This window comes from Fibrobacter sp. UWB1, from assembly GCF_002210325.1.
Taxonomy (GTDB): domain Bacteria; phylum Fibrobacterota; class Fibrobacteria; order Fibrobacterales; family Fibrobacteraceae; genus Fibrobacter.
Window position 1 is genome coordinate 202879 of record NZ_MWQL01000001.1, and the last position, 24320, is coordinate 227198.

Below are 24320 nucleotides of genomic sequence, written 5' to 3' on the forward strand. Positions count from 1 at the left end.
TAGCGGTGGCGATTTACATGTACTTCGCCCCATTCCCTACGAGGCGTTATGGACGCCGAAGAAATCCTCAAGGGTTTAAATTCTGACCAGCGTGCAGCGGTGTTGCACGATCATGAGAAAAATGCGCAACTTCTGATTTTGGCGGGGGCCGGCTCGGGCAAGACGTCCGTCTTGACCAAGCGAATCCAGTACAGGATTCTTTGCGGTGTAGAACCTGAAAAAATCCTGGCGTTGACCTTCACCGCAAAGGCCGCCGCCGAAATGCGGGAACGCGTGCAGAAACTATTCCCGAATGCGGGCGTGCGGCTGTGTACGTTCCATTCGCTTGCGCTGTACATGCTCAAGTGCAAGATTCCGTGCGGTAAGGCGGGAGCGGGCGGCGGGTGCCCGGCTTACGAACTCTTGGGCTTCAAGAAAATGCCCGTGCCGACGGAGTCTTCGGAACGTGAATTTTCACAGGCGCTTTCGAAACTCAAGCTGAAAGTCAAGGTGTCTCGGGAAAATTTGTTTTCAGACTGCTATGGCGCGACAGTTTCGGCAAAATTGCAGCCGCTCCGCGAGGCGGTTCTTGAATCGGGGCAGGTCGTGTTCGAGGACCTGATTTATTCGGCGATTCAGTTGCTCGAAACCAACGAGATGGCGCGGAATTACTTTCGCGAACAGTGGCAAGAAATTCTGGTCGACGAGTACCAAGACATCAATCCTTCGCAGTACCGCTTGGTGAAAGGACTGCTCGGCGACCGCAAGCAACTATTCGTGGTAGGCGACGACGACCAGGCCATTTACGGGTTCCGCGGTGCCGATATCGGGAACATCGAACGCTTTTGCGAAGACTTCAAGGAATCCACACAGATTCGCCTGGAATGGAATTATCGCTCGGTTCCGAATGTGCTGTATTTGGCGAATGACATTTTCAAGAATAAGCCGATTCACCTGCGCAAGATGCTGCGTGCTGGCAATTTGAACGGCTCTGGCGGAAATCCGCTGTACAAGGAAAACCGTAAGCCCGAAATTTGGGTGTCCGACAACCCTGTCGAAGAAATCCAGAAGATTGTCATGTCGATCAAGGAAATTCGCGAAGATTACGACCTAGCCTGGAAAAATTTTGCGATTCTGGTCCGCTACAACCGCCAGCGCCTTTATTACGAACAGGCGCTCCGCGACTATAACATTCCGATTGCAGGCGATGTGGTGACTGAGGCGGGCGAAATGAAAAATGGAGCCGCTGCGCCCGAGGTGACTGTTGAAGACGGCGTGCATATCGAGACGGTTCATGCGTCCAAGGGCCTCCAGTATGCGGTGGTGTATTATGCCGGATTATGTGAGAAACTTACGCCCGGGGAATGTACCGGCGACCGACAAGCGCGAAAACGTCAACTGGATGAGGAACGGAGGCTTTATTATGTGGGGGTGACCCGTGCCGAGGCGTGTCTGTTTTTGTTATATTGCAAGCGTAGATTCTGGAAAGGCAAATTGCGAAGGTTTAGACGTTCAAGGTTCTTGCCTTCTGTAACTCACCAGAATCGAAGTATGGATTTGAGTATGCCTGTATTCTTGTTTAAAGTCTATGTCGCTGTCGCTGTGTTGGGGTATATGCTGATGTATATTCTTGCGCTGCCGTATTTAAAACTGCGCTACAAAAAAAATTTTGAAGCTTGGCTTGAACACAAAATCCAGGATTTTTCAAGATTCTGCATGAAGGTGCTTCGTGTGGATCTGACTATTGAAAACCAGGCTGAGCTTGGCAAAGTCGATTGGAGCCGCCCGGTGTTCGTCGTAGGCAACCACAATTCGTTTGCCGACATTCCGATTGTATTTTTGGCACTCCAGAAGACGGTAGGTTTTGTCGCGAAAAAGTCGCTTGACCGAATTCCGTTCTTGAATTTCTGGATGCACAAGATTGGCTGCGTCTTGGTGAACCGCGAAAAGGGCGGTGCCGCCAAGGCCGTGCGCAAGGCTGTTGCCGAAAGAGGCAACTCTGTTCGCATCTTTATTTTCCCCGAAGGCACGCGCAGCAAGACGGGTGCTCTTGGAACGTTCAAGAGTGGCGTATTCCGCTTCGCTTGCGAAAACGATGCCATTATGCTTCCGCTAGTGATCAAAGGCTCGGGCCCGGTGTGGGAACGCCGCAAAGACACGAAGCGCTGCAAGGTGAGCGTGAAGGTGCTTGCTCCGATTGATGTGCTGGAGTGCCGCAAGGAAAGCGAAAAGTTCGACCCCAAGGTTCACATGCTCCCCATGGTCCACAAGATGATGGAGGAAGCCCTGTGATAGGCGTGTTCGATTCGGGCTTTGGCGGTCTTACGATTTTGAGAAACCTGCAGAAGGCTTTGCCGCAGTACGACTACCTTTACTTGGGCGATAATGCCCGCGCCCCGTATGGCTCGCGCACGTTCGAAACGATTTTCCGCTATACGTTGCAGGCGGTGCGTGAATTGTTCAGCCGCGGTTGCCCCTTGGTGATTCTTGCTTGCAATACGGCGTCGGCCAAGGCGCTCAGGAGTATTCAGCAAGATGTGCTGCCGTATGAATTCCCCGACAAGCGCGTGCTAGGCATTGTGCGACCCACTGCCGAGGAAATCGGCAAGTTCAGTCAGTCGGGCCATATCGGAATTTTCGGGACGGCAGGGACAGTGTCTTCGGGCAGTTACCTGATTGAGATCAAGCATTTTTACCCCGAGCTGCACGTGACGCAACATGCCTGCCCCATGTGGGTACCTCTGGTCGAATACGGCGAAAGGGAATCCGAAGGGGCCCGGTTCTTCGTGAAGAAGGATGTAGACGCCCTGCTCGCCCAAGACCCGGATATCGACACCGTCTTGCTCGCCTGCACCCATTACCCGCTCCTGGAGGGGGCGATCCGTGCAGCGCTCCCCGAGAAGGTGAAACTGGTATTCCAGGGGGATATCGTGTCCGAGAAGACGGTGGACTACCTGAAGCGCCATCCGGAGATGGATGCTCGCCTTACAAAAAATGGAAAAACAAGGTTTTTGACCACCGACACCGCGAAATTCTTCGAAAAAGGGGCGTCGCTCTTTGGAATGGCCGGATTTTCGGCGGAGTCAGTTACCTTTTAGCTTATAAATTTGTATCTTGCATATTGAAAATAAGCAGCGGACTGCCATAAGTAGTCCGATTGTAAGATTTATATAAAAAGGGGACTCCGGACCAAAAATTCGGGGTTCCCAAAGTTTAACCTAACTAGAGTGGATGACAAATGCCTAAAACACAGATCAATCTCGAAGGTTGGCAGGATTACCGCGGCAACGCTGCCGGGAGCTTGCTCTACGTCGAAACCAGCCACCAGTCCGAAATGCCGGTCCGTGACCAGCTGAACGAAAACGGTAAGGGTTTCCTTTATGAACCCAACTACGAAACCAGCACCTATGGTCTGATGAGCTGCTATAACGTGAAGGCGATTAATGCAATCCTCAAGGCTAAGAGCCGTTACATTCTGTTCGGCACCCGTTACGAAGGCCTGAGCGATTCCGAACTCCGCAACAAGTACCTGATTATGGGTTATATGCGCATCGACAAGATCAAGGACGTGCGTACCCGCCACATCCAGCGCTACATGGCCAACCCGGAACTTGAAGAACCGGAATGCATGCAGATGGAACACAACTGGGCTGTCTATGGCCCGATGCGCTTTGTCTCGATGAACGATGCCTTCGTGGTGACCGACGAAATCTTGAAGGAATGGGGCTACCGCGGACATGCCAGCCGTCAGCTCAAGGCCGTGTTCAAGAAGGAACACCTGGAACAGATCCTTTCTTACCTGGATTCCAAGGACGACATGATCGACGAATACATCGCGACGGTCGACGAATACAAGGAAGCTCTCGAAGAAGGGTAATGGACGTTGCTTGCGTAACGAAAAAAAGCGGGCTTAAAGCCCGCTTTTTTTGTTGAGTAGGAAGTAGACGGCCGACAGTAGAAAGAAAAATACTGTCTACTTCCTACTTCTAACTTCCTACTTTTTTATCGCTTTCACCGTAGCGTTTTTCGTCTTCACGAGGTACATGCCCTGGCGCAGCTCGAGACGGAGCGTGCCGTCGGCGTTCAGAGCCTGGCCCTTGAGGCCGCTCCACACGAGATTGCCGTTCAGGTCGAAGACTTGTGCAGGCATGTTGCGGTCGTTGAACACGAACTTGGGGGCCTTGATGATGCCGCTAGAAGAACATCCCGTGGCCACGATCTTTGCGATGTAGATTCCGGTTGCGTCACTGTTGAAGGTGAGGGCGGTAGAGCCGTTATCGCCTTCCTTTTCGAGATCCACAGTGGTTTCGCTCCACTTGCCTGCGGCGGCGGTGCGGCCGTACTGGTAGTCGACCCAGCTGCCACCGTTTGCGGCACCCACGTTCACGTAGGCGTTGGATTTGTCCTGGCTACGCATGGTAATCACCAGTTCGGAGCAGTTTGCCAGTGCGGCGGCACCTTCTTCGCTGATGTTCACGAGCTGGCTCTTGTAACCGCATTCGGCCTGTTCGCAACCGGCGAGCGGAACGTTTACGTAACCGGTAATGCCGTCGAGTTCGCCGGCTTCGTAGGTGATGGCGCCGAGGTCGTCGCTCATGGCCTGCCAGGTGGAAACGTCGGTGGTCTTGGAGTAGTCGAGAATCACAACGTCTGCAGACGGGGTGATGACCGGTTCAGAGTAGTTCGGGTCGGTCGTTTCGTCTTGGCAGGCGGCGACGGTCGGGGCGGCAGCGGTCTTGGTGAGAACAAGCGTTGTCACTGAGCGGGCCGGGAGCATATAGCAGCTGGCGATGGTGATGTTCTTGCTCTTGAAGCCGTTTTCCTTGGACTGTACTGCGGTTGCGACGTTCATGTTGCTGATTGCCGGAGCGTCAAGCTGAATGGCAGTCTTGCCAGTGTTGATGACAATTACGGAGATGGAGTCGCCGGAGGCGCTTGCGAAGGCGACCGTCTTGAGGTCGTTTTCGGTGGTGGTGGCAGAAATTGCCTTCCAGCCCGGATTCACGAACTTGGAGTAATGACGCATGGCGTGGTATTCAGGGCCAATCACGATTTCGTCTTTTTTGCAGCTGCCCCAGCCTTCGGTGCAAACGCCGATAAGCTGGCCGCGGCCTTCGCCCCAGAAGAGCTGCCAGGCGATGTAGCCACCGAGCTGACCGTCGGTAAAACCGACCTGCATAATGTGGGCGAGACCCACCATGTCTTCTTCGCGAGTCTTGTCGAGCATGTTGCAGAACTCGGTCATGATAATCGGCTTGCCTTTGCCGCCGTAAGTGGAACCGATAGCCTTCATGGCCTTGCGGTAGTTTTCGGGAGCGAGGTAGTTGTTGCCGGAGTTGTCGTTGCCGTCACCGGCGTGATACAGGTGGTAGGCGTAGCCGTCCAGCTTGTTGTCGTCGAGTTCCTTGGCGTACTTTTCGAAGTTGCTGTAGCCAATACCGAGCGGCTCGGGGCCCAAAATTTTGGTAGTGCCCTTCACGGCGTCATAGACTGCATTCAAAGCTTCTTTGTAGCCGGCCGCTGTGTCTGTTTCGGTGGGGTTGAACAGGGTTTCTTCGTAGTCGGCATTCATGTCCGGTTCGTTCTGAAGGCTGATGTAGTCCGGTGTGATACCCGCGGCCTTGTAGGTTTCGAGGCTCTTTTTCCACCAGGCGGCAAAGTCACTGTAGGCGTAAGCACCGTAGGCATCGCCACTTACCTTTTTCAGGGAGTTGTCGGCCGAACTTGAACCGTCCTTACCGTTCACGCTGCCGCTCGGCTTGAGGTTGCCCGGTGCAGACCAGCTGGACATTTCGATCTTCACGTGGTTGCCGAGGCGCTGCTTGGCTGCCTGCACGATGGCGATGTCATCTTGGCTTACCTTGGCGGTATCGGCCTGGAGCCAGTTGCCCACGCGCAAAAGAGAAAGGTTCAAGCCCGTGAAGGCGGTGTCAAAAAGGGCTTCCTTGTTTTTGTCGGCAAGTGCCGTAATCCAGCTCTGGTAATAAACGGAAGCGCCGCCGAAACCGACAATTTCTTGCTTGGTTGCGGTCGGGTCGACGGTGATGTTTGCTGCAGAAGCGATTGTGGCTGCAGCGAGGGCTGCAGTAGTCATTTTTTTCATCATAGACACAACTCCAAATTTTGTGTCAAGATAGCTTTATTTTGTAGTTCTGTTTACCCTAGAATTGTAAAAAAGAAAAAGGAATATAGGGTGCGGTTGTGAACATCCTGATTTAAGGGGGTATTGTTCCGTAATCTAGGTTTTGGGGTATGTTGGTTACTGCTTGCAGCCGATAACGCTGCAAATGGGACATTGCTCGGGCTTGTGGCCTAACGCTTTGCAGTAAGTGCGACCGAACAAGATGATTTGTAGGTGGCGTTTTTCCCATTCGCTTTCGGGGAATATTTTCTTAAGGTCTTTTTCAGTCTGTTCTACAGAAGAGCCGTCGGAAAGTCCCCAACGTTTTGCGAGGCGGTGAATGTGCGTGTCCACCGGGAAGGCGGGAATCTTGAAAGCGTGAATCATCATGACGCTTGCTGTCTTGTGGCCGACACCGGGGAGCGCCTCGAGTTCTTCGAACGTTTGCGGAACAACGCTGTTGTACTTTTCGACAAGAATCTTGGACAAGTTGAAAATGTTTTTGCCCTTGGTGGTCGAAAGCCCGCAAGGCTTGATAATCTCGGTGATTTTTTCGACGCCGAGCTTGACCATGTCCTTAGGCGTTTTCGCCTTCTTGTAAAGTTCCTTGGTCACCTGGTTTACGCGGAGATCGGTGCATTGCGCACTCAACACGACCGCGACCAGGAGCGTGTATGGGTCAGAGTAATCCAGTGGAATCGGCGGGTCCGGAAGCAACTCGTCGAGCGTTTCGCTGATGAACTGAACTTTGTCCTTTTTATTCATCCCACATCACACATTACACATTGCACATTGCACACTGCACCTACTCGCAGTCGCGGGTGAAGTCTTGCTGCATGTTGAAGCTGGGCATTTCGTCGTGCGGCTTACCGACTTGTACGGCGGGTACGCCTGCGTAAGTCGTATGCGCCGGAACATCGCTTACCACCACAGCGCCTGCGCCAATCTTTGCGCCATCGCCGATGTGGATGTTGCCGAGCAGCTGCGCATGGGCGCCGAGCATCACTCCGTTTCCGATTTTCGGGTGTCGGTCGCCGACTTCGTTGCCGGTACCGCCGAGGGTCACGCCGTGCAGGAAGCTGACATTGTTGCCGACGACAGCGGTTTCGCCGATGACAATGTTTGTGGCGTGGTCAATCAAAAGGCCGTAACCGATTTTGGCGGCCGGGTGAATGTCCATGCCGAACTTGCGGCTAATGATGCTCTGGAGCATTTTGGCGGGGAACGATCTGCCTTCTTGCCACAGGGCATGGGCGGCGCGGTATGCCTGCAGGCCTTGAAATCCCTTGAAGAACAGAAGCGGTTCCAGAAAACTTGTACAAGCCGGATCGCGAAGAACCGTTGCGTACAAGTCCTTGCCTGCGCAAGTGATCAGTTCCGGATACTTGAGGTAAAGAATTCCGAAAACTTTTTCAAGTTCAGCGCGGTCAATCACCTCGCCTGCAAGCTGACAAGAAAGAGTGACCGAAAGCATTGCGGCAAAGTTCTTGCTGTTAAGAATTTGCTCTGTGATCATCAGTACCGAAAGCGGTTCGTCGTGAACCAGTTTCTCGGCTTCGCAGCGGATTTTCTGTTCAATTTCTTCGACGGTCATTTCTTTGCTTTGTCCTTAGCTTCGCCTTCATCTTCGTCCAGAGTCGGAATAACCTTGTTTTCGCGGCATAGATTTTCTTCGCGGATTTTGAAGGTAAAGTCTACGAGGTTGTTTTCAAACATTTTCTGGTAGGGCTTTTTCTTTTGCACGCTTTCGAGGGCGCAAGTGCAGTAGTTGATTCGCTGGATGAGCGACTTTTCGCTGCCAGGAGTTCCCTTGCCGAAAACGCATTCGTGCATGATGGCGTATTCCATGGCGCGGTCATAGCGGTACTTGCACTTGTTCGGCATGTCGGGCTGGGCTGCCACGCGTTCGATAATGCCTTCGTTCGGAATGCTCGTAAATACGCTACAGGTAATGATACCTGCAATAAAGAACAGCAGGCACACGCCAAGGTTGATCAGTAGTCGTTTGCCGCGGCCAATCTTGTTGTAGCTGCGTTCTACAGCTTCGAAGGCTTGGGTGGCATGGAGTCGGACGTCATCTAAATCGTTGTTTGCCATTTAGTTGGTCTCCTGTAGTGTCCAAATGTCCGGTAGGAATCGGTAATCGTTTGCGTAGTCGAGCCCGTAACCTACCACGAATTCGTTTGCTATTTCAAAACCTACAAAATCTGCCGTGATGTTTACTTCGCGACGCTCCTGTTTGTTCAGTAAAACGCAGGTGCGGACCTCTTGGGCGCCCCCTTCCTTGAGCATTTTGCAAATTCCGAGCAATGTGGTTCCCGTGTCGGCGATGTCGTCGACCATCAGAATCCTTTTTCCGCGCAGGTCGATTTTTTCAAGCCCGTGCACATGGAGCTTGCCGCTGGATTCCGTGGAGTCGCCGTAGCTTGATGCCTTGATGAAGGCTATCTTTTTCTGGGGGGCTTTGGCGCCTTCGGCCTTGGCGAGTTCTCGGCTTAGGTCGGCGGTGAACATGTAGGCGCCGGTGAGCGCCGAAATCAGGATGTCGTAATCGTAGACGGCGACAATTTCGCGGGCGAGTGTTGCTACCCGTTCGCGAATTTCGTTTGCACTAATCAGCGGTTTTTCGAACATCCTGTACATGCTATACCTCGAAGTTCAGCCAGCTGAACATGGGCTTGAGGCCCGCAATCTTGCTGGTCGGGTACTTTACGTATTCCTGGTATGCGGGGAATACCTTGTTTTCGAGGCTGGTCTTGTCGATGCCGAGGCCAAGCCAGTCGGCCACCGTAATGAGGCCGGTAATGTGCTTGACTGCGGCCGGGTCAAATTTTTCGAAAACGGAGTCGATCAGCTTTACGAGCTTGGCATGGAACATACGGCCCGTACCGCCGAACGAGAAGTGGGTGTGCAAAGCCTTTGCCTCTTCGATCAAGTCCTTGATTTCGTCGAAGACCTTCTGGTCGTCGGTTTCCATGTAGGCGAGCGCCAGATGGTGAATCTTGGAGTTGATTTCGAGCGAAAGAATCTTGCGCATGGTGTCCGGCAGGGTATGGTCGAGGTCGGCCAGACTGTCGATTGAAAGGCCATGCGAAAGGGCGAAGTTCGAGAACGATTCCGTAATTTCGTTCAGGTACTTCTTAGTCGAAATCTGGTTGATGCGCTTGATGGAGTCGCTCATCAGGTTACGCATGCGAACCACATAGGCGGTGGGGTAGAGCGCCTGCAATTCCTGCGTACTCATGTTCGGGTCCCTGACAATCTTGAGCCCGTTCTGTTCGTTTTCGCCATCGGCAACGACCAGGTTGATTCGGCCGAGCGTGTCGGTAATGGCAAGTATCGTCGAAATGCGGCGTTCGTTAATGTACTTGTCGTAATATTCCGTACGCACAAGCGTCTGGCGTTTACGCGATGCAATCTTGGTGGCGACTATTTTTTTGTTCTGTTCGTTGTCGTCTTCCAGGTTCAGGTGGAAAATGGCGGCTTGTTCGGCCATTTCCTTCACGATAGAAGGAACGGTTTCTTCTGCGTATTTCGTGAAGACTTCTGCGCCGTTCCACTTATGCTCGTTACTCGTGGCACGGGCAAGAATACTGATGACTTCGTTCTTGATATGGTGACCATACGGCAGGAACGGTTCCAGGAGTTCCATGGCACGGAGGGCGTAGCGCATGTTCTGTACCGGTTCCAGACCTTCGATATCGTTGAAGAACCAGCCGCAGCTCGTGAAGCTGAACAGACAGAACTTCTGGATTTCCAAGAGTCGGATTGCCTTGGCGCACATTTCGGCGTCATTCGGGTCTTTGACCGTTTTGTCGAGGAAAGCCTTGATGCGGGATTCGTCTTCGGGAGCGACCAGGACTTCCACAAAGTTGTTGCGGGCATCCCACGGGTTCACATCCGAAATTTTTTCGAATTCGCGATAGAAAATATCGTCGGCGAGTTTTTTCAGATGGTTGAACGCGTCGCGCAGAGGACCGCGCCATTTCTGGTTCCAGCCCGGGCCGCCGCCTGTCGAGCATCCGCAATCGCGGTACCAGCGGCCAACGCCGTGGGCGCAGCTCCAGGCACAACCTTCGCTGTAGAAATTCTTGAGCAATACTTCGTGCTGCGGCGGGAATTCTTCGAGGAACCAGCCGTAGTTTACTGGCACCATGTTGTGGTCGGGAGCGTAGTGGTTGTAGAGCCAGGCGGCGCACATGTCGCCGAACGGTTCGTGGTGACCGTAACTTTCGCCATCGGTACCGATGCTTACCAGCTGCGGGTCTGTGCGGTTTTCGTCCCAGGCGTCCTTAATGCGGTTACCGAATGTTTCTGCGCTGCGCAGTAGGTGTTCAAAGCCCACAGCCGAAGAAAGCCACGGGTTGTAGAAGAATACATCCAGGTAGCCGTCGCAAACGAGTACGCCGTCTTTGTTGCGCGGGTAAATGCGGTACGGGCGAGTCGTATCAATGCTCGTGTTGCTGCAGTCAGTCCAGTTGGAATCTCCAAGCTTGCGGAACTTGTCGGCCTGCGTGGGCGAAAGAATCGTGAACTTGATGCCTGCCTTGATGAGTTCCACCACCGTCTCGAAGTTGATGGCGGTTTCGGCGAGCCACATGGCTTCGGGCATGCGACCAAAGTGGAACTTGAAATCTTCGATGCCCCAGCGGATTTGCGTCTTTTTGTCTTCGGCGCCTGCGAGCGGCATAATGATATGGTTGTAAACCTGTGCAATCGCGTTACCGTGACCGTTCAGTCGTTCGGCACTACGCTTGTCGGCTTCTTGAATGCGCTTGTAGGTGTCGGGTGCATTCGTGCGGATCCAGCCCATCAGAGTTGGGCCGATATTAAAACTCATGTAATCGTAGTTGTTGACGATGTCAACGATACGTCCTTTAGGGCTCAAAATACGGCTTGCAGAGTTCGGACTATAACATTCACTAGCAATACGGTCGTTCCAGTCATGAAAGGGACGTGCGCTGGGCTGGTTTTCAATGACGCCAGTCCAGGGATTTTCACGAGGCGGCTGGTAAAAGTGACCGTGGATCGTAAAATAAAGGGGGTGCTTCTTTTCCATGTTAACAAATATAAAAAATAGTGGGCGGTAGGCAGTAGACAATAGACAGAAGGACTCGCCTGAGCGAGTCCCTGTTTGCTAAAGTCATTTTTTTGTAGGCTTTATTTCACCTGAATTCTCTGTGCGTAGTTCATGGTGCCGTTCTTGGCGCGAACGATGTAGTTGCCGCGGGCGATTCCGTCGAGGCTGAACTGCAGGGTGCCTGCGGGTAGGTTGCCCTTGGCGAGGCTTGCAACCTTGTGGCCGAGCATGTCAAACAGGGCAATGTTTGTGTGGCCTGCTTGCGGAACGGTAATGCTCAAGTTATTGCCTTGTAGCGCAATGCTTAATTTGTTTGAAATCTGGCTGAATGCTCTGGAGGTTCCTTCGGAACCGATGGCGCTCACCTTGTCCCAGCCGGGCATGTCGTCGAGGGCGATAATGCGTTCGTCGTCCAGGTTACGCTTCCACATGTCGGCAGGAGTCTTTTCCAAGAAGTTTCCGCTCCAGGTCTGGCTCCAGGTCATCCAGTAGCTCCAATATGCCTTGTCTTCGGCAATGCTGTCGATGTCCGGAATAGCACCGTTTTCGCTCAAGGCAATCATCTTGCTTGTGCCCACGTCGCTCACAATCTTGTTGTAGTAATTGGCTGCAGAGTTGTGGTCGTTCAGCGGATCGTAAATGTCAACAGCGACAATGTCTACGTATGCATCGCCCGGGTACCAGGCCGCATTCAGAGCGCTGTAGTCGTAACCGAATTTCGGGTCGGTATTGATGTTCCAGACCCAAATCAGGTTGGTGAGCTTGTTTGTCTTGACCATGCGATCGAATACCAGGCGGTACAGCTGCACATAGCATTCGGGGCTTGCGGTACCCCACCAGAACCAGCCACCGCTCGCTTCGTGGAGCGGACGCCATACGACGGCGATTCCCTTTTCTTCGAGCTGTTTGAAGTAGCCCGAAACAATGTCTACGTCGGCGACGATGTCCTTGTATTCCTGTGAGGTCTCGTCAAGTTCCTGGCATTGTTCGCCCTTGAAAGCCTTGGTGTAGTTAAAGCAGGTATTTGTGTTCGAAGTGCCCATGACGCCTTCGGTGCAGCCGGGGTTGTTAAAGCCTGCGGGAGTGCCCTGCGTGTAGAATACGGTGTCTTCGCCGACCTTCCAGTGCCAAGTATAAGTTGGAATGCCGCCCATGTTCCACAAGTCTTCGGTCATGAGCAAGTTGTTTTCGGTGTAGCCCTTGAACCAGCCTTCTTCATGGTGGCCGCCTGCGGCAAACAGCATGTCGAAGCCGCCGATAGCGGGGTAGTGGCCGCTACGCTTGTAGAATTCGGCAATGTCGGTCTGGCCCTTCCACGAGACTTCTTCGTCGCTGAACTTGCAAGAGTCCGCGGGCGTGCAGCCGCCAGGCGGAATGAGTCGCATGTTGCCGTAATCGTAGTTGAAATTTTGGTCGCTAATCATCATGCCGCTAACGGTCTTTTTGCCGAAGTTTTCGCGGAGGAAGGAATAGAGTTTCTTCGCGCTTTCGCTGGCGTTCGGCGTGACTGGTGCAGTTCCGATGTTGAATGTCGGGTCGGGGTGGCGTTCGACGGTAATGTAGTCCACGCCAAGAGCCTGGTTCCCTACGGTAATCTTGTTTTCGCCGGCCTTCATTTTGGCCGATGCCGAAACCACGTAACTCGAATCGCAGTTGCGCGGGGTGGTAAGCATGGAACCTACATCCACACCGTTGACCGCGATTTTAGAGGTGGTCCAGTCGTATTGCTTGATTAAAACCTTGGTGGTAATATCGTAGACGGCGGTTTCTTCGACCTTGACGGTGAACGTGATGCCGCTCGGGTCTGCGGTTTTTGCGTACTTTCCGCCCGAAAATTCGGCGCCTTCGGCAACGCTTGCGCCAGGCAAATCTTCGGCTTCGTACATGGTGGGGGCTGCAAAAGCAGACACCACGGAGAATGCGGACAGCGCCGCAAGTAATTTACATCCCATACAACACTCCTTAATTTATGCCTTAAATATACCTTCGAATGGCCGCGATTTTCGTTTTGAAAGCAAAAAAGCGGAAAAGATGTTGTCTTTCCCGCAATAATCGTTTTACGCGCTTTTTAGCGAAATTTGGCTATTTTAGCGTGATTTTGAGGCTTTGAGTCAAACCGTTTACCAGGATTTTTACTAGGTACGGTCCGCGGGCGAGGCGTGAAAGCACAATCGTGCCGTTCTGGCTCATTTTTCTTACGAGCACGCGGTTTCCTTGCAAATCGTAAATCGAAATCTGGGCCACGCCGGTGTTCAGGTTCACCTGTAAATCGCGACCGACAAGCCGGACTGCGGGGGAGGCTTTCTTGGAGGTGGCGATTGCGGTCGGCTGCATTTCGTACTTGTCCCAGCCGGGCATGTCTTCGAGCGTGATGATGTAGTCGTTGTTCATCACCGTCTTCCAGCTTTCGGCGTTGTTGTCGTTGGCCCAGCCTTCCATGGCGTAGTCGCCGTACCACGGCATGAACCAGCTCCAGTTCGCGCCATCGGCCTTCATTTCGTCGGGGTAGGGCACGGAACCGTTTTCAGACAAGGTGACAATCTTTTTGGCGCCGTACATTTCCTTGATTTTTTCGAAGGAACTCACGAGAGAGGCGTGGTTTGCTTCGCGGGGGTAGTAGTAATAGTCGCGGCCTACCACGTCTACGTATTCGTCGCCCGGGTACCAGTCCAGCGCATCGGGGGCTTCGTCGGTGGTCCAGACCCAAATCAGGTTGTGCAGCCCCTTCTTGTTCACGAAGGTGTCGAACATGAGTTTGTACAGGGCGACGCAAGGCTTTGCGCCATCGGTGCCCCACCAGAACCATTTGCCGCTCGCTTCATGCAGCGGGCGCCACAGCACGGCAACGCCTTCTTTCTGGAGCGTGAGCAGGGAATCGGCAATCATTTCCATGTCGCGCATAAGGGCCTTGTATTCGTCGCTGTCGGTTTTCCACTTGCCGGTGGTGGTGTCGTAAGCAAGTCCGATGCTGAATTCGGTAAAAGGCGTGTTTCCGCTAGATTCGGTGTAAAACGCTTCCACGTCGTGCATCGGGTCTTTCCAGTGCCAGTTGAATTGTGGAATGCCGCCCTTTTTCCATACGGTCTTTGCCATTTCCAAGGAGGCATGCGTATAGCCTTGATACCACTGCTGGTCAGAACTCTTGCCGGAAGAATGCAAGAAGTCGAAACCAACGAGCACCACGTTCTTGCCGCTCGCTTTGTTGATGTAGCTGAGTTCGGTCTGGGTGTCGAAATCTTGCGGGGTGTACTGCCCGTTGTTTTCGAACGGGCGTTCGGTCATCACGCCGCTGATGGTGCGCTTGCCGAAATTGCTGAGCAAGAAGTTGTAGAGTTTCTGGGCGCTTTCGGTGGGTTCAGGCGTTACAGGAGTCGGGCTGATGTTCCAGGGGGTCGCCTCGTATTCTGAAACTTCAATGTAGTCAACGGCCACCCATCCCCAAGAATGGACTATCCCGATTGCGTTTTCACCTTTTTTTAGCTTGATTTTACCCGCCGCCTTGAGGACCTTAAAATCATCGGAAACTCCGAAGGTCACCTGACCGGCGGAGCTTCCGTTCAAAGTCAGATTCTGGGTTTTGCTGCCGCGATCGGTGGGGAGCTTGTAGCTCACGTACAGCGTGTAGTAGCCGTCGCTCGGCATGTTGATGGTGAATGCGAGGTCGCCTTCGCCCATTTCGACATATTTGCCGCCCGAGGCTTTTGCGTCGGTCAATGTCTCGATTTTGTGGTCGTCGGCAGGTACGGCGTCTTCGGCTTCGACGCGGATGGCCGCTGCCATGGAGTAGGTCGAAAAAGCGAGCGCTGTCGCGGTCAAAAACTTGTAGGTATTCATACAACCTCCGGTTCCATTTTAAAATACATTATTTTCCCCGAAATTGAAAATTCATTGTTCAAATAGAAGAATCCCCGCGGCAAACTTGCGTCGACCACGGGGATTCTAGGAGTCATGAAGAGAAACTTACTTGATTAATACCGGCTGGGTAGCGGCAATGCCTGCGCCCTTGACGCGCACGATGTAGCGGCCCTTGGGCATGTCGGCGAGGCTGAATGCGCTGGTGCCTGCGGCGAGGTTGCCCTTGTAGAGCGTTGCCACGCGCTTGCCGTTCATACCGAACACTTCGACGGCAACCATGCCAGCCTTGGCGGTAGTGAGCGAGACGGTCTTGCCCGAGACGCCGAGCTTGGCGGAGGCGCTTGCCTTGGCGACCACCGGCTTGATGGCGGCAGGTGCGCCCGTTTCGTCGACGAGTTCGATTTTTGCGATATGACCCTTGCTCTGGTCGGCGGCGGTGAAGAGTTCGGTCTTCTTGTCGAATGCGGAAATCACCTTGCCGTTGTCGGCGACGAGTTCGTCGAAAATCACGGTTCCTTCGAAGCCTACTGCTGCAACCATGAGCGTTACAGAGAAGAGGTTGTCGAGATCGATCGGATGTTCTACCTTGTCGTCATCTTCGTACTTGGTGATGTCGAATTCGCAAGTAGCAGAGGCTCCGTCGTTGATCCAGCAGCCGGTGGAGGTAGACATTTCCCATGTCCAGGCGTCGTCCTTCATGCCATTGCGGACAAAGGCGAGACCAACCCAGATGCCATTGTCTGCACCGCCGGAACCGTTATTTGTAATCTTCAACGAAACGGTCGTTGCTCCAGTGAGGTTCGGAACCTTTTTGAGTTCGATGTTTGCACCGCTGTCGTTCAAGGCAGTGTAGGTCACGGCCATCATCAGGTTCTTGTAGTCTTCGGGAGTTGCTTCGCCGGCACCGTACTTGGCGTTTTCAGTCGAAGTCGGGCATGCCTTTGTTGCAGAGGCGGCTTCATTATAGTTGTCCCAACCCGGCATTTCATCGAGCGTGATGATTCGTTCGTCGGCGAGGTTCTTCTGCCATACGCTTTCGGCGGTTTGGCTTACGAAGCCTGCAGACCAGGATTCGTACCACGGCATCCACCAGCTCCAGGGGGCGTTTTCTGCGTACATGTTGTCGACATCGGGAATCGGGCCGTTTTCGCTGAGGGCGATAATCTTGTTGGTGCCGCCCTTGTTGGCAAAGTCGATGAATGCAGCGCTGTTGCTCTGGTGATCGTTTGCCTTGTTGTAAATGTCGACGCTAAGCACGTCGTAGTAGGTTTCGCCCGGAGTCCAGGAAAGCTTGGAGGCGTCTTGCGGGTTAAAGTCCCAAATCAAGTTGTTCACGCCGTTCTTGAACACCATGCGTTCGTAGAGTAACTGGTAGAGGGCGATAAACTGCTTGCCCGTATTGATGCTCCACCAGAACCAGTTTCCGCCGGATTCATGCAACGGGCGGAAGATGGCGGCAACGCCTTCTTTCTGGAGGTCCAAGAAAATCTGGGAAACGTGGTCGATATCTCCGACAATTGCCTTGTAGGCGGCAGAAGTCGTATCCCAAGTGGTGGAACCCTTGATGAATGCTTCGGAGAAGTCGAATTCGGTGTAGGTGTCATGAGCACCCTTCACGTAAAATTCAACTTCGTCACCTGGGCGCCAGTGCCACGTGAAGGCCGGAATGCCGCCCTTCTTCCAGGTGGTTTTTGCGATATCGATAGCCTTTTCGGTGTACTGCTGGAACCAGCCTTCGTCCTTGTTGGCGCCGGTTGCGTTCATGAGGTCTGCACCGATGAGTGCCGGGTATTTGCCGCCGGCCTTGTAAACTGCTTGCACGTCTTCGTGCTGGGTGGCATCGCCAATGGTGTAGGCGTCCATGTTACCGGTCATCACGCCAGAAATCGTCTTCTTGCCAAAGTTGTTGACCAAGAAGTTGTAAAGCTTGATTGCAGACGGGGTGGCGTTCTTGGTAACGGGAGCGTTGCAAAGGGTGAATGCCTTGGCTTCGAATTCCTTGACTTCGATGTAGTCTACATCGATCCAGCCCCAGCTATTGGTAATGGCGATTGTGTTTGCGCCTGCTGCAAGTGTAAGGACGGTTTCGACATCGACAAACTTGCCTTTGTCTGTAACCGGGAAGGAAACCTGAGAGGTTGTACTGCCGACACCGACATAGTTGATCTTGTCGCCACCGTAGTTGTTCATGTAGTGGACCACTACGCTGTATTGGCCGGCTTTCTCGACGGTAACAGCGGGGAACGTGATGTCGCCGCCGTTCATCTTGACGTACTTGCCGCCCGATGCTTCGGTATTGGAGGCGACAGCTGCGTCTTTGGTGAGTGTTCCGTCTTCGGCTTCGTACTGCGCCGCACTTGCAGATGCTGCAGCGGCAAGGCCGAATGCGAGAAGGGTTTTAGTAAATTCCATAACAGACTCCTATATTGTCGTCTTGGAAAATAGGTTTTAAAAAACGCAAATCAAAGAATATTTTGAATTGTGTTGAATAAATCGTTGGGTGATTCTCAACAAAAAAATCCGCCATTTTGGCGGATTTCGTAGATTACAGTTTACAAAAAACTTGCGTTTTTATAACTCGATGCCCATTTTTTCGTGGAATCGGAACCCGAATGTAAACGTGCGTTCTTCACCAGGCGGAATTACGATGAGGCCGCGGTGGTGGTTCAATGCATCGGGCTCTGCAGTCATGGGCTCGATAGCGATGCTCATGCGGTCAGGCGGAGTGTAGATCTGGATTGCGTTATATTGCTCGACACCGGCCTTCTGCCAAATATCAAGCGAATAGTTGTCGCTTTCGAGCGATACGTGAGCGTTGTTGATAAAGTCAGAACCGTTGGCCTGCAATTCCGTGACATCTTTTTCAAGGCAGAAACAGTCGTTAATAAATTCGTCGTTAATCTTGCGGCCGCTTTCGAAACGGGAGTCTTCCTTGAATTCGCCGGTCGGAATGTCCGCCTTGTCCAACAGGGCAAGCGAGCAGCTGGGCAATTTCATGGTCAAGTTGTCAATCTTTTCGCCCAAAGTAAAGTACGGGTGCCAGCCTTCGGAATAGGGCATATCGGTGTTGCCGACGTTTTTGACGGTCGAGGTAATCGAAACGCTTTCGCCAGTAAAGGTGATGGCGTTTGTGGCACGGAAGGGGAACGGGAAACCTGCAAATGCACCCGGCCAGTCACAAGTGAATACGGCGGTGCAACTGTCTGCTTCGCTTTCAAAAGATTCGAATTCCCATTCCTTGTTCTGCAAGAATCCGTGCAGGGCATGCGGAGCCCAGCTTACGTTGTTCACAAGTTCGTAAGTCTTGCCCTGCCAGGTGAATTTGGCGTAGGCAGTGCGGCCGGGGAAGGGCGTGAGCCTGCAACCGGCATTTGTGTCAGGAGAAATTTTTCTAAGGGTAGGTTCGTCCTTGTAGCCGTAGAGCAAATCGAGCGAAGTCGAGCTGTGGGAGTTTTGCTGATTTTCTACGGGGACTCGCCAACCGTTGAGTCCGCAGCCAAAACCGTTCAGAATTTCAAATTCGGCTCCGTCGTCGCGTTGAAGCACAAAACAGGGGATGGTGCCCAAGGGGCGGAAAATTAGTTTGAATTGGCTCATAGGTTAATAAATGTACAATAAATAAGGGGAAAATGCCTTGTTGCAATAATCAAATAAGAAAATATTAAAATACAATGTGTCAATTTTCGTACATAAATGAAGGCCTCGGGTGCTTTTGCTATCTTTGCCGCCATGGATTCCCAGACGATTGTTGCCCCGATGACGCCTACGGGCGTGAGTGCCGTAGCGGCCCTCCGAGTGAGTGGCTCGCAGGTTCGTATGGTGGTGGAACGTCTGTTTGGAACAAAGGCTGCCAAGGGGTTAAAGCCCCGCATGGCAAATCTCGGCACGGCCCGCGACCCGGAATCGGGCAAGGTGCTCGATAGCCTCTTGTTCATTTATTTTGAATCGCCCAATTCTTACACCGGCGAAGACGTGCTGGAACTTTACCCGCACGGAAACCCGCTGATCGTGCGCGACTTGCTGCAGGCGATTCGCCGCATCGAAGGCGTGCGCCTGGCCGAACCGGGCGAATACACGCGCCGCGCCTTCTTGAACGGCAAGATGGACTTGACCCAGGCCGAATCGGTGGCCGACGTGATTCACAGCGCAAACCGCGCGGAACTGGAGAACGCCCACCGCTTGCTGGGCGGCGCACTATCGAAAAAGATTGCGACGCTCACGGCACAGGTGAAAGACATCTCGGCCCGCCTTGAACTCGATGTGGACTTTGCCGAAGAAGAAGCCGACCCCGATTTTGCAGGCTGGGAGACGCGCTTTGTCTCTATCCGAGAATCGATCCAGCAGATTTTGAACAGCTTCCGCGGAAAGGCGAACCTGAGCCGCTTGCCGCTGGCAGTTCTCTATGGCGCCCCGAATGCGGGCAAGTCGAGCCTGGTGAATGCACTCCTCGGCGAAGACCGCGTGCTCGTGAGCAATGTGCCGGGCACCACGCGCGACTTTGTCGAAGTCCGACTCTTCTTGGAAGGCGGTGAAATCCGTCTGGTCGATACCGCAGGCATTGCAGAGCATGCCACCGACGAACTCGATGCGCTCAGCATGAAAAAGTCCCGCGAGATTTTGGAAGAAGCCGACCTCAAGATTTTAGTCCTCGACGGTACGGATTCGACCGAGCCGGTTGTCCAGCCAGATTTTATAGTCCACTCCAAGTGCGATGTGCGCGGAACCCTTCCCGAAACGGGACTCCGTATTTCATCCAAGACAGGTGCGGGCCTTGCCGAACTCAAGAGCGTCATGAATTCCGCCTTGTTCAAAAAACGTGAAAACGAAGAAGACCTCTGGATTACAAGCGAACGCGAAAAGGCTTGTCTCGAAGACGCTTACGCCGGCGTGAACCGAGTGCTCGATTTGCTGCATAGAAATCCGGCGGTGGAACTGCTCGCCTTTGAAATGCAACTGGTGCGTCGTGCATTACAAAGTATAACAGGCGAAATTTCGTCCGAAGACATTTTACAATCTATTTTCGCGGGGTTCTGCATTGGAAAGTAGTTATATCGGAGCTTTGCTTGCCATTTTCATGTTTGGCTCCTACATGGTGCCCCTTAAAAAATGGCCGAATTATTCAAGCTGGGCATACCTTTCGATGATGACCTTGGGCGCGCTTTTGAGTGCGCTTGTCGTGGCGTTCTATACGGGCACGTTCAACGTGCACCCGGTGGGCGTGTTTTGCGGTCTCTTGTGGGTCGTGGGCGGAGCCTTCTGCTTTTGGGCAGTGCAGGCCGAAGCCGACCTCGCGGGTGCCGGCGTGCGCTCCATGGGGGTGAGCATTCTGGCTTCGTTCCTTTCGGGCGTGCTCCTGTTCGGTGAACAGTCCAAGTTCTTCCTCTCGATTCCGGCGATTGCATGCTTTTTGATCGGGCTTTCGCGCTTGTCGCCGTCGCATGGTGGTTCCGTATTCAAGAACTGGCGTTCGCTTTTGGGCGGTTTTGCCTTCGGTACATACTTGATTCCCTATAAGCTTGCAGTTCAGTCGGGTCTCTCGATGACCGATGTTGAATTCCTTTGCCCGTTTACCATCGGCATTTTTGTCGGCAGCCAGGCGCTGATTGCCGTGCTTGAAATCCGCCGTAAAAAGATGTTCGAATACAAGCTTGTGCCGAGCGTTGTTACCGTTTTGATGGGTGTGCTCTGGACGATCGGCATGCACGGCTGCTTCTGGGCTATCGATGTGAACGGCGCGCTCGGTTATGCCATCGGTTATCCGCTCACGCAGCTGAACTTGCTGGTGAACCTCGGCTGGGGCGTGTTCGTTTTCGGTGAATACAAAACGGCCCGCGAACGAATCAAGTTGCTTTTGGCGACCTTCATCATTTTAGCGGGCGCTGTTTTGCTGACCCTGTCGAAGGGCTAGCCGGGGCGTTTGCCCTCTTTTATTTTATCACAATCTTCTTTGCTCCAAAGCCGTCAACCTTGACCATGTAGATTCCGCTCTGCACGTTGTCGAGGTTCAGCGTTGCGTGTCCGGCGGTAAGCTTTGCGGTCGCAATTTCTGCGCCATTGATTCCCAAGACGTGCACCTTTGCGGCACCGCGGGCGTTTATCGTAAGCGTGCGACCCTGAGTCAGCACCGAGAACTTTGCGCTTGCGATGGTCTTAGGCTTGATTGCATCAGGGTTGTATAGCTTAATCGGGTTTTCATCGTAACGGGTGGCAAGTGCCATTAGGTACCAGGTGCTATGCGGTAGCCACTGTTCCACCCAACGCCAGTTGTTCCACGGTTCTTTGGGATCAAAGCCTACGTAGGCAACGCCATCGTCATCCCATGCGATTCCCGAACCGTCCGTACTCTTGCCGGTAATGCCGTTTGCGATGCCTCCCTTGAGGGTTGCGTCATAGTCGGAGGTGCCGTCGTACTTGGCGGGGTTCTTTTTACCGATGCCGTACATCATGCAGGTGCCGTAGGGGTTCTTGCCCAAAATCCAGTCGAGCTGGTCGGTTGCGTACTTGTTGATGTTAGTGTCGAGGAGGCTTAAATCACTTGCGACAAGCGATGCCGCTGCTGCAAGGCTTGCGATACGGGCGTCTTCGCCTTGCCACCAGTACTTGCTTTCGTTGTCGTGCGGGATAAAGAAACCATCCTTGATGTTTCCGCCAGTTTTGTAAGTCTGACGGGCGTAACCGAACGGGTTTTCGACCTTGTTTGTAATGGAGATGAGCCAGCTCAAGTGCTTGCGAACGGCAGATAGTGCTGTCTTGTAGATGATTTCACCGTTGGTGGCGGAACAGTCAAATTCAGGGGGGCAAGGTTCGCGTGCGATTTGCATTTCCGCTTCCAGGAATCGCATCAAGGCAATCAGCGGGAGTCCTGCGTCGCTTGCGTGCCAGAACGGACGAGTCTTCGCGTCGTCGCTCCAGAAATATCCGTCTTCGCTAATGCGGGCGGCGAGGTGTCCAGCGCGGCTTTCCATATCGTCCATGTAGGAGGCTTTTCCCGTAGCGAGGAACAATTCCGTTGCCGCAAGGAGTGCGGTGTAGTCATCAATGATGTTTTCCTTGCCGTCGTCGCAGTAGGCGCAATTGCTACCGATGCTTTGCTTTTCAGAGAGGTGTGCATAAGCTTTCTCGGCTGCAGCGAGGTACTGTTCGCTGGTGTAATCGCCTTTGACTCCAAGTTTTGCCACGCGGGCAAGGCCTGCGATCGCCATGCCGCCGCCTTCGCGGAATGCCGTCTGGTAATTATTGCTCTTGACGCCGTCGGAACCGCTAAAGGCACAAAGGTAGCGACTTCCCATGCCCCAGTTGTCGAACACAGTCATGTAGAAGAATCCCTGTTCGTCAAGCATGCGTACCAAGAAGTCTGCGCCGTAGGCGGCTTCGTCTGCGGTTTTTGCCTTGGTGCTTGTAGACGCAAGTAGCTCCGGAATGCGCTCCGCTGTAAAAGCGAGAGCCCACACCGTTAGGGGAATCTGTTGCGGATTCAAATAGTTGGCGTAAGATAGATGACTCAGGTACTTGCTCACGTCGCCGCTAGCATCGTACCAGCCGCCGCGAACATCGCGCGTAACGCCCGAACTCCCGTAAACGGAAACCTTCTGGTCCCATTCGGTAATGGGAGCCTTGTCGGCGCGGTCGTTGTAGAAGTAGTCCAGCACCATGCCGAGGGTGCTCTTGGCAAGCTGGTTTCCGCCTACAGAGAATTCCGCTGATGTGGAGGGGCTGCCTGTGACATCGCCGATATAGTACGTTCCTGCGTACATAAAACTGTAGGGAATTTCGATGCGATAGTATTTCCCGCTTTTAGACCAATTGTCGGGATTTTCGCCTTTGCCAAATACGCCCTCTGCTAAAACTTGCGCGGGTAAACCTTGAGTTTGGGGCATGTTGTCGCGATTAAAGTAAAGGCTCCACTTGGTTCCTTCGAGTTCTTCGGTACTTTGTACTACGGCCGAAAATGGCATGCCCAAGTCGTAGCCCGCCTCGTTAAGGAAAAACGTGTTGTCCGCGAATGCGGAAGCCGCAATCGCAAAGGGGAGAAGTCTGCAAACTGTTTTCATAGGCTTGAATATAATTTATTGCCCCCCGAATATCAACAACCCGGCGTAAAAGTGTGTTTTCAGTCAAAACAACACCCCCTAGGAACACCTTGTGCGAAAAGATATTTTTACGTGACTGTACCAATGGCTTGCGGACAAGCTGTTTTTGTGATGGGGGGGGGGGCTTCCCCCTCGGCAAAGCCTGTAGTCTTTGCCTACCCTCTCGCCTAGGGGCTAACGCCCCTAAGACCCCAATGAGCCACACGGATTGTACTATGTACTAAATGCTTGGCTCGAAAATAGGCTTGCAAGCAATCCTGCTTCACTCGCCTTACGCATTTATCGATTTTGCTAACGCAAAATCTGGATATGTAAAAAGTTGCTTCTAATTGTCTTGCCGGGCTTGACCCGGCATCTCCTTTTTCTAGTTGCGTAGAAGCGTTTTTTGTTAGTGCAATAACGACTGCATCTGATTTTTTGAAGCTTCTAGCTACCGCTTTCCGAAGATGATATTATACCCTAAGCAGGCTCGTGGTGGTGTTTTCAGAATTTATTTCTGCATGGCCCTGAACGAGTTGAATACGCTCATTCTGTTGTGTGCGAAAATGAAACAATATAAAGAACTTGTTAAACAAGGAGTCATGCGATGAAAAAAGATCAAGTCCTGGATTTCATGGGTTCGCTTGAAAGAGAAGACGAATCCTTCTTACAAGCAACTGCTGAAGATGGCGGAAGCTGTCGGTGGCGATTTGTTTGTGACACCGATGAAAAATATGACCGTCCTGGTCCCATATGACTTGCAGGAATCTGTGCGGAAAATGTCGGCCGACGCAGGCAAAACGACGAACGAATATTTGGAAAGTGTTTTGCGCAACGCTATAGATGATGCCCGCGCGAAAAAATCCAAACGAAGGAAATAAATTTTTTGTTTGGCTATCTAAAATTTCATTACGCCCCTTGCCAGCTTTTTGAATATTAGGTGCATTCATGCCCGACGCGTCATTCCATAGAAAGGAATGATGCGCTTTTGTTTTATTTGGCTTTGCCATCTCAGCAGACGTTCGAGAATATCAAACACATTGATGAAAACGGAGCCGAGTTCTGGTATGCGAGGGTGTTGCAGACGGCTTTGGAATATGCTCAATGGCGGCGCTTTCAGGAATCAATTGAAAGGGCTAAAATAGCTTGCGAGGCCAATGGGTTAATTGTCGGGGATCATTTTGCCGACGTCGGCAAAATGATAAATCTTGCCAAA

17 protein-coding genes are annotated in these 24320 nt (G+C 52.8%); 6 read left to right on the forward strand and 11 right to left on the reverse strand.

What is annotated here, in order from left to right; all coding sequences use genetic code 11:
* The first annotated feature begins 48 nt into the window (after window positions 1-48).
* From B7988_RS00800 to B7988_RS00810, 3 genes are all read left to right on the forward strand, one after another.
* Window positions 49-2271: a UvrD-helicase domain-containing protein gene (locus B7988_RS00800; RefSeq protein ID WP_088656484.1), complete on the forward strand. Its 2223-nt coding sequence runs from the start codon at window positions 49-51 to the stop codon at window positions 2269-2271.
* Complete coding sequence (gene murI, locus B7988_RS00805; protein ID WP_073318451.1) at window positions 2268-3077, forward strand: glutamate racemase; 810 nt, start codon at window positions 2268-2270, stop codon at window positions 3075-3077. The genes B7988_RS00800 and murI overlap by 4 nt, the downstream gene beginning before the upstream one ends.
* A gap of 140 nt (window positions 3078-3217) precedes the next feature.
* Window positions 3218-3856 carry a hypothetical protein gene (locus B7988_RS00810; RefSeq protein WP_073318447.1) on the forward strand — a complete coding sequence of 213 codons (639 nt, stop codon included), beginning with the start codon at window positions 3218-3220 and terminating at the stop codon, window positions 3854-3856.
* Window positions 3857-3973: 117 nt separating this feature from the next.
* Here the strand turns inward: B7988_RS00810 and B7988_RS00815 are convergent, their stop codons facing one another.
* The 10 genes from B7988_RS00815 to B7988_RS00860 all read right to left on the reverse strand — a co-directional run bounded on the left by B7988_RS00815 (window position 3974) and on the right by B7988_RS00860 (window position 18632).
* Entirely contained in the window at window positions 3974-6085 is a 2112-nt protein-coding gene (locus B7988_RS00815; protein WP_088656485.1) for a glycosyl hydrolase, read from the reverse strand.
* A 153-nt stretch (window positions 6086-6238) separates the two neighbouring features.
* Complete coding sequence (gene nth, locus B7988_RS00820) at window positions 6239-6865, reverse strand: endonuclease III (protein WP_088656486.1); 627 nt, start codon at window positions 6863-6865, stop codon at window positions 6239-6241.
* A gap of 40 nt (window positions 6866-6905) precedes the next feature.
* Window positions 6906-7694, reverse strand: a complete 789-nt coding sequence (cysE, locus tag B7988_RS00825; RefSeq protein ID WP_073318438.1) for a serine O-acetyltransferase — start codon at window positions 7692-7694, stop codon at window positions 6906-6908.
* Window positions 7691-8197, reverse strand: a complete 507-nt coding sequence (locus B7988_RS00830) for a hypothetical protein (protein ID WP_073318435.1) — start codon at window positions 8195-8197, stop codon at window positions 7691-7693. The genes cysE and B7988_RS00830 overlap by 4 nt, the downstream gene beginning before the upstream one ends.
* Window positions 8198-8743, reverse strand: a complete 546-nt coding sequence (gene hpt, locus B7988_RS00835) for a hypoxanthine phosphoribosyltransferase (RefSeq protein ID WP_088656487.1) — start codon at window positions 8741-8743, stop codon at window positions 8198-8200.
* Between the two features lies 1 nt (window position 8744).
* Window positions 8745-11159 carry a DUF3536 domain-containing protein gene (locus tag B7988_RS00840; RefSeq protein WP_088656488.1) on the reverse strand — a complete coding sequence of 805 codons (2415 nt, stop codon included), beginning with the start codon at window positions 11157-11159 and terminating at the stop codon, window positions 8745-8747.
* A gap of 101 nt (window positions 11160-11260) precedes the next feature.
* A complete protein-coding gene (locus B7988_RS00845) occupies window positions 11261-13132 on the reverse strand; it encodes a glycosyl hydrolase (protein WP_088656489.1) in 1872 nt (623 codons plus the stop codon).
* A gap of 130 nt (window positions 13133-13262) precedes the next feature.
* Entirely contained in the window at window positions 13263-15014 is a 1752-nt protein-coding gene (locus B7988_RS00850; RefSeq protein WP_088656490.1) for a glycosyl hydrolase, read from the reverse strand.
* A gap of 126 nt (window positions 15015-15140) precedes the next feature.
* The gene (locus tag B7988_RS00855; RefSeq protein WP_088656491.1) at window positions 15141-17447 is read right to left on the reverse strand and encodes a glycosyl hydrolase; all 2307 of its coding nucleotides are present in this window, start codon (window positions 17445-17447) and stop codon (window positions 15141-15143) included.
* A 159-nt stretch (window positions 17448-17606) separates the two neighbouring features.
* Entirely contained in the window at window positions 17607-18632 is a 1026-nt protein-coding gene (locus B7988_RS00860; RefSeq protein WP_088656492.1) for an aldose 1-epimerase, read from the reverse strand.
* Window positions 18633-18728: 96 nt separating this feature from the next.
* On the opposite strand from B7988_RS00860, the gene mnmE reads away from it, so the two are divergent.
* Both mnmE and B7988_RS00870 read left to right on the forward strand, forming a co-directional pair.
* Entirely contained in the window at window positions 18729-20081 is a 1353-nt protein-coding gene (gene mnmE, locus B7988_RS00865; protein WP_249268783.1) for a tRNA uridine-5-carboxymethylaminomethyl(34) synthesis GTPase MnmE, read from the forward strand.
* A complete protein-coding gene (locus B7988_RS00870) occupies window positions 20071-20943 on the forward strand; it encodes a GRP family sugar transporter (RefSeq protein ID WP_073318412.1) in 873 nt (290 codons plus the stop codon). Before mnmE ends, B7988_RS00870 begins: the two co-directional genes overlap by 11 nt.
* 19 nt (window positions 20944-20962) lie before the next feature.
* On the opposite strand, the gene B7988_RS00875 is transcribed toward B7988_RS00870, so the two are convergent.
* Window positions 20963-23086 carry a glycoside hydrolase family 9 protein gene (locus tag B7988_RS00875; protein WP_088656493.1) on the reverse strand — a complete coding sequence of 708 codons (2124 nt, stop codon included), beginning with the start codon at window positions 23084-23086 and terminating at the stop codon, window positions 20963-20965.
* Window positions 23087-23748: 662 nt separating this feature from the next.
* On the opposite strand from B7988_RS00875, the gene B7988_RS00880 reads away from it, so the two are divergent.
* Window positions 23749-23985 (forward strand): hypothetical protein, encoded by a 237-nt coding sequence (locus tag B7988_RS00880; RefSeq protein ID WP_088656494.1) that lies wholly within the window; start codon window positions 23749-23751, stop codon window positions 23983-23985.
* The last annotated feature ends 335 nt before the right edge of the window (window positions 23986-24320 follow it).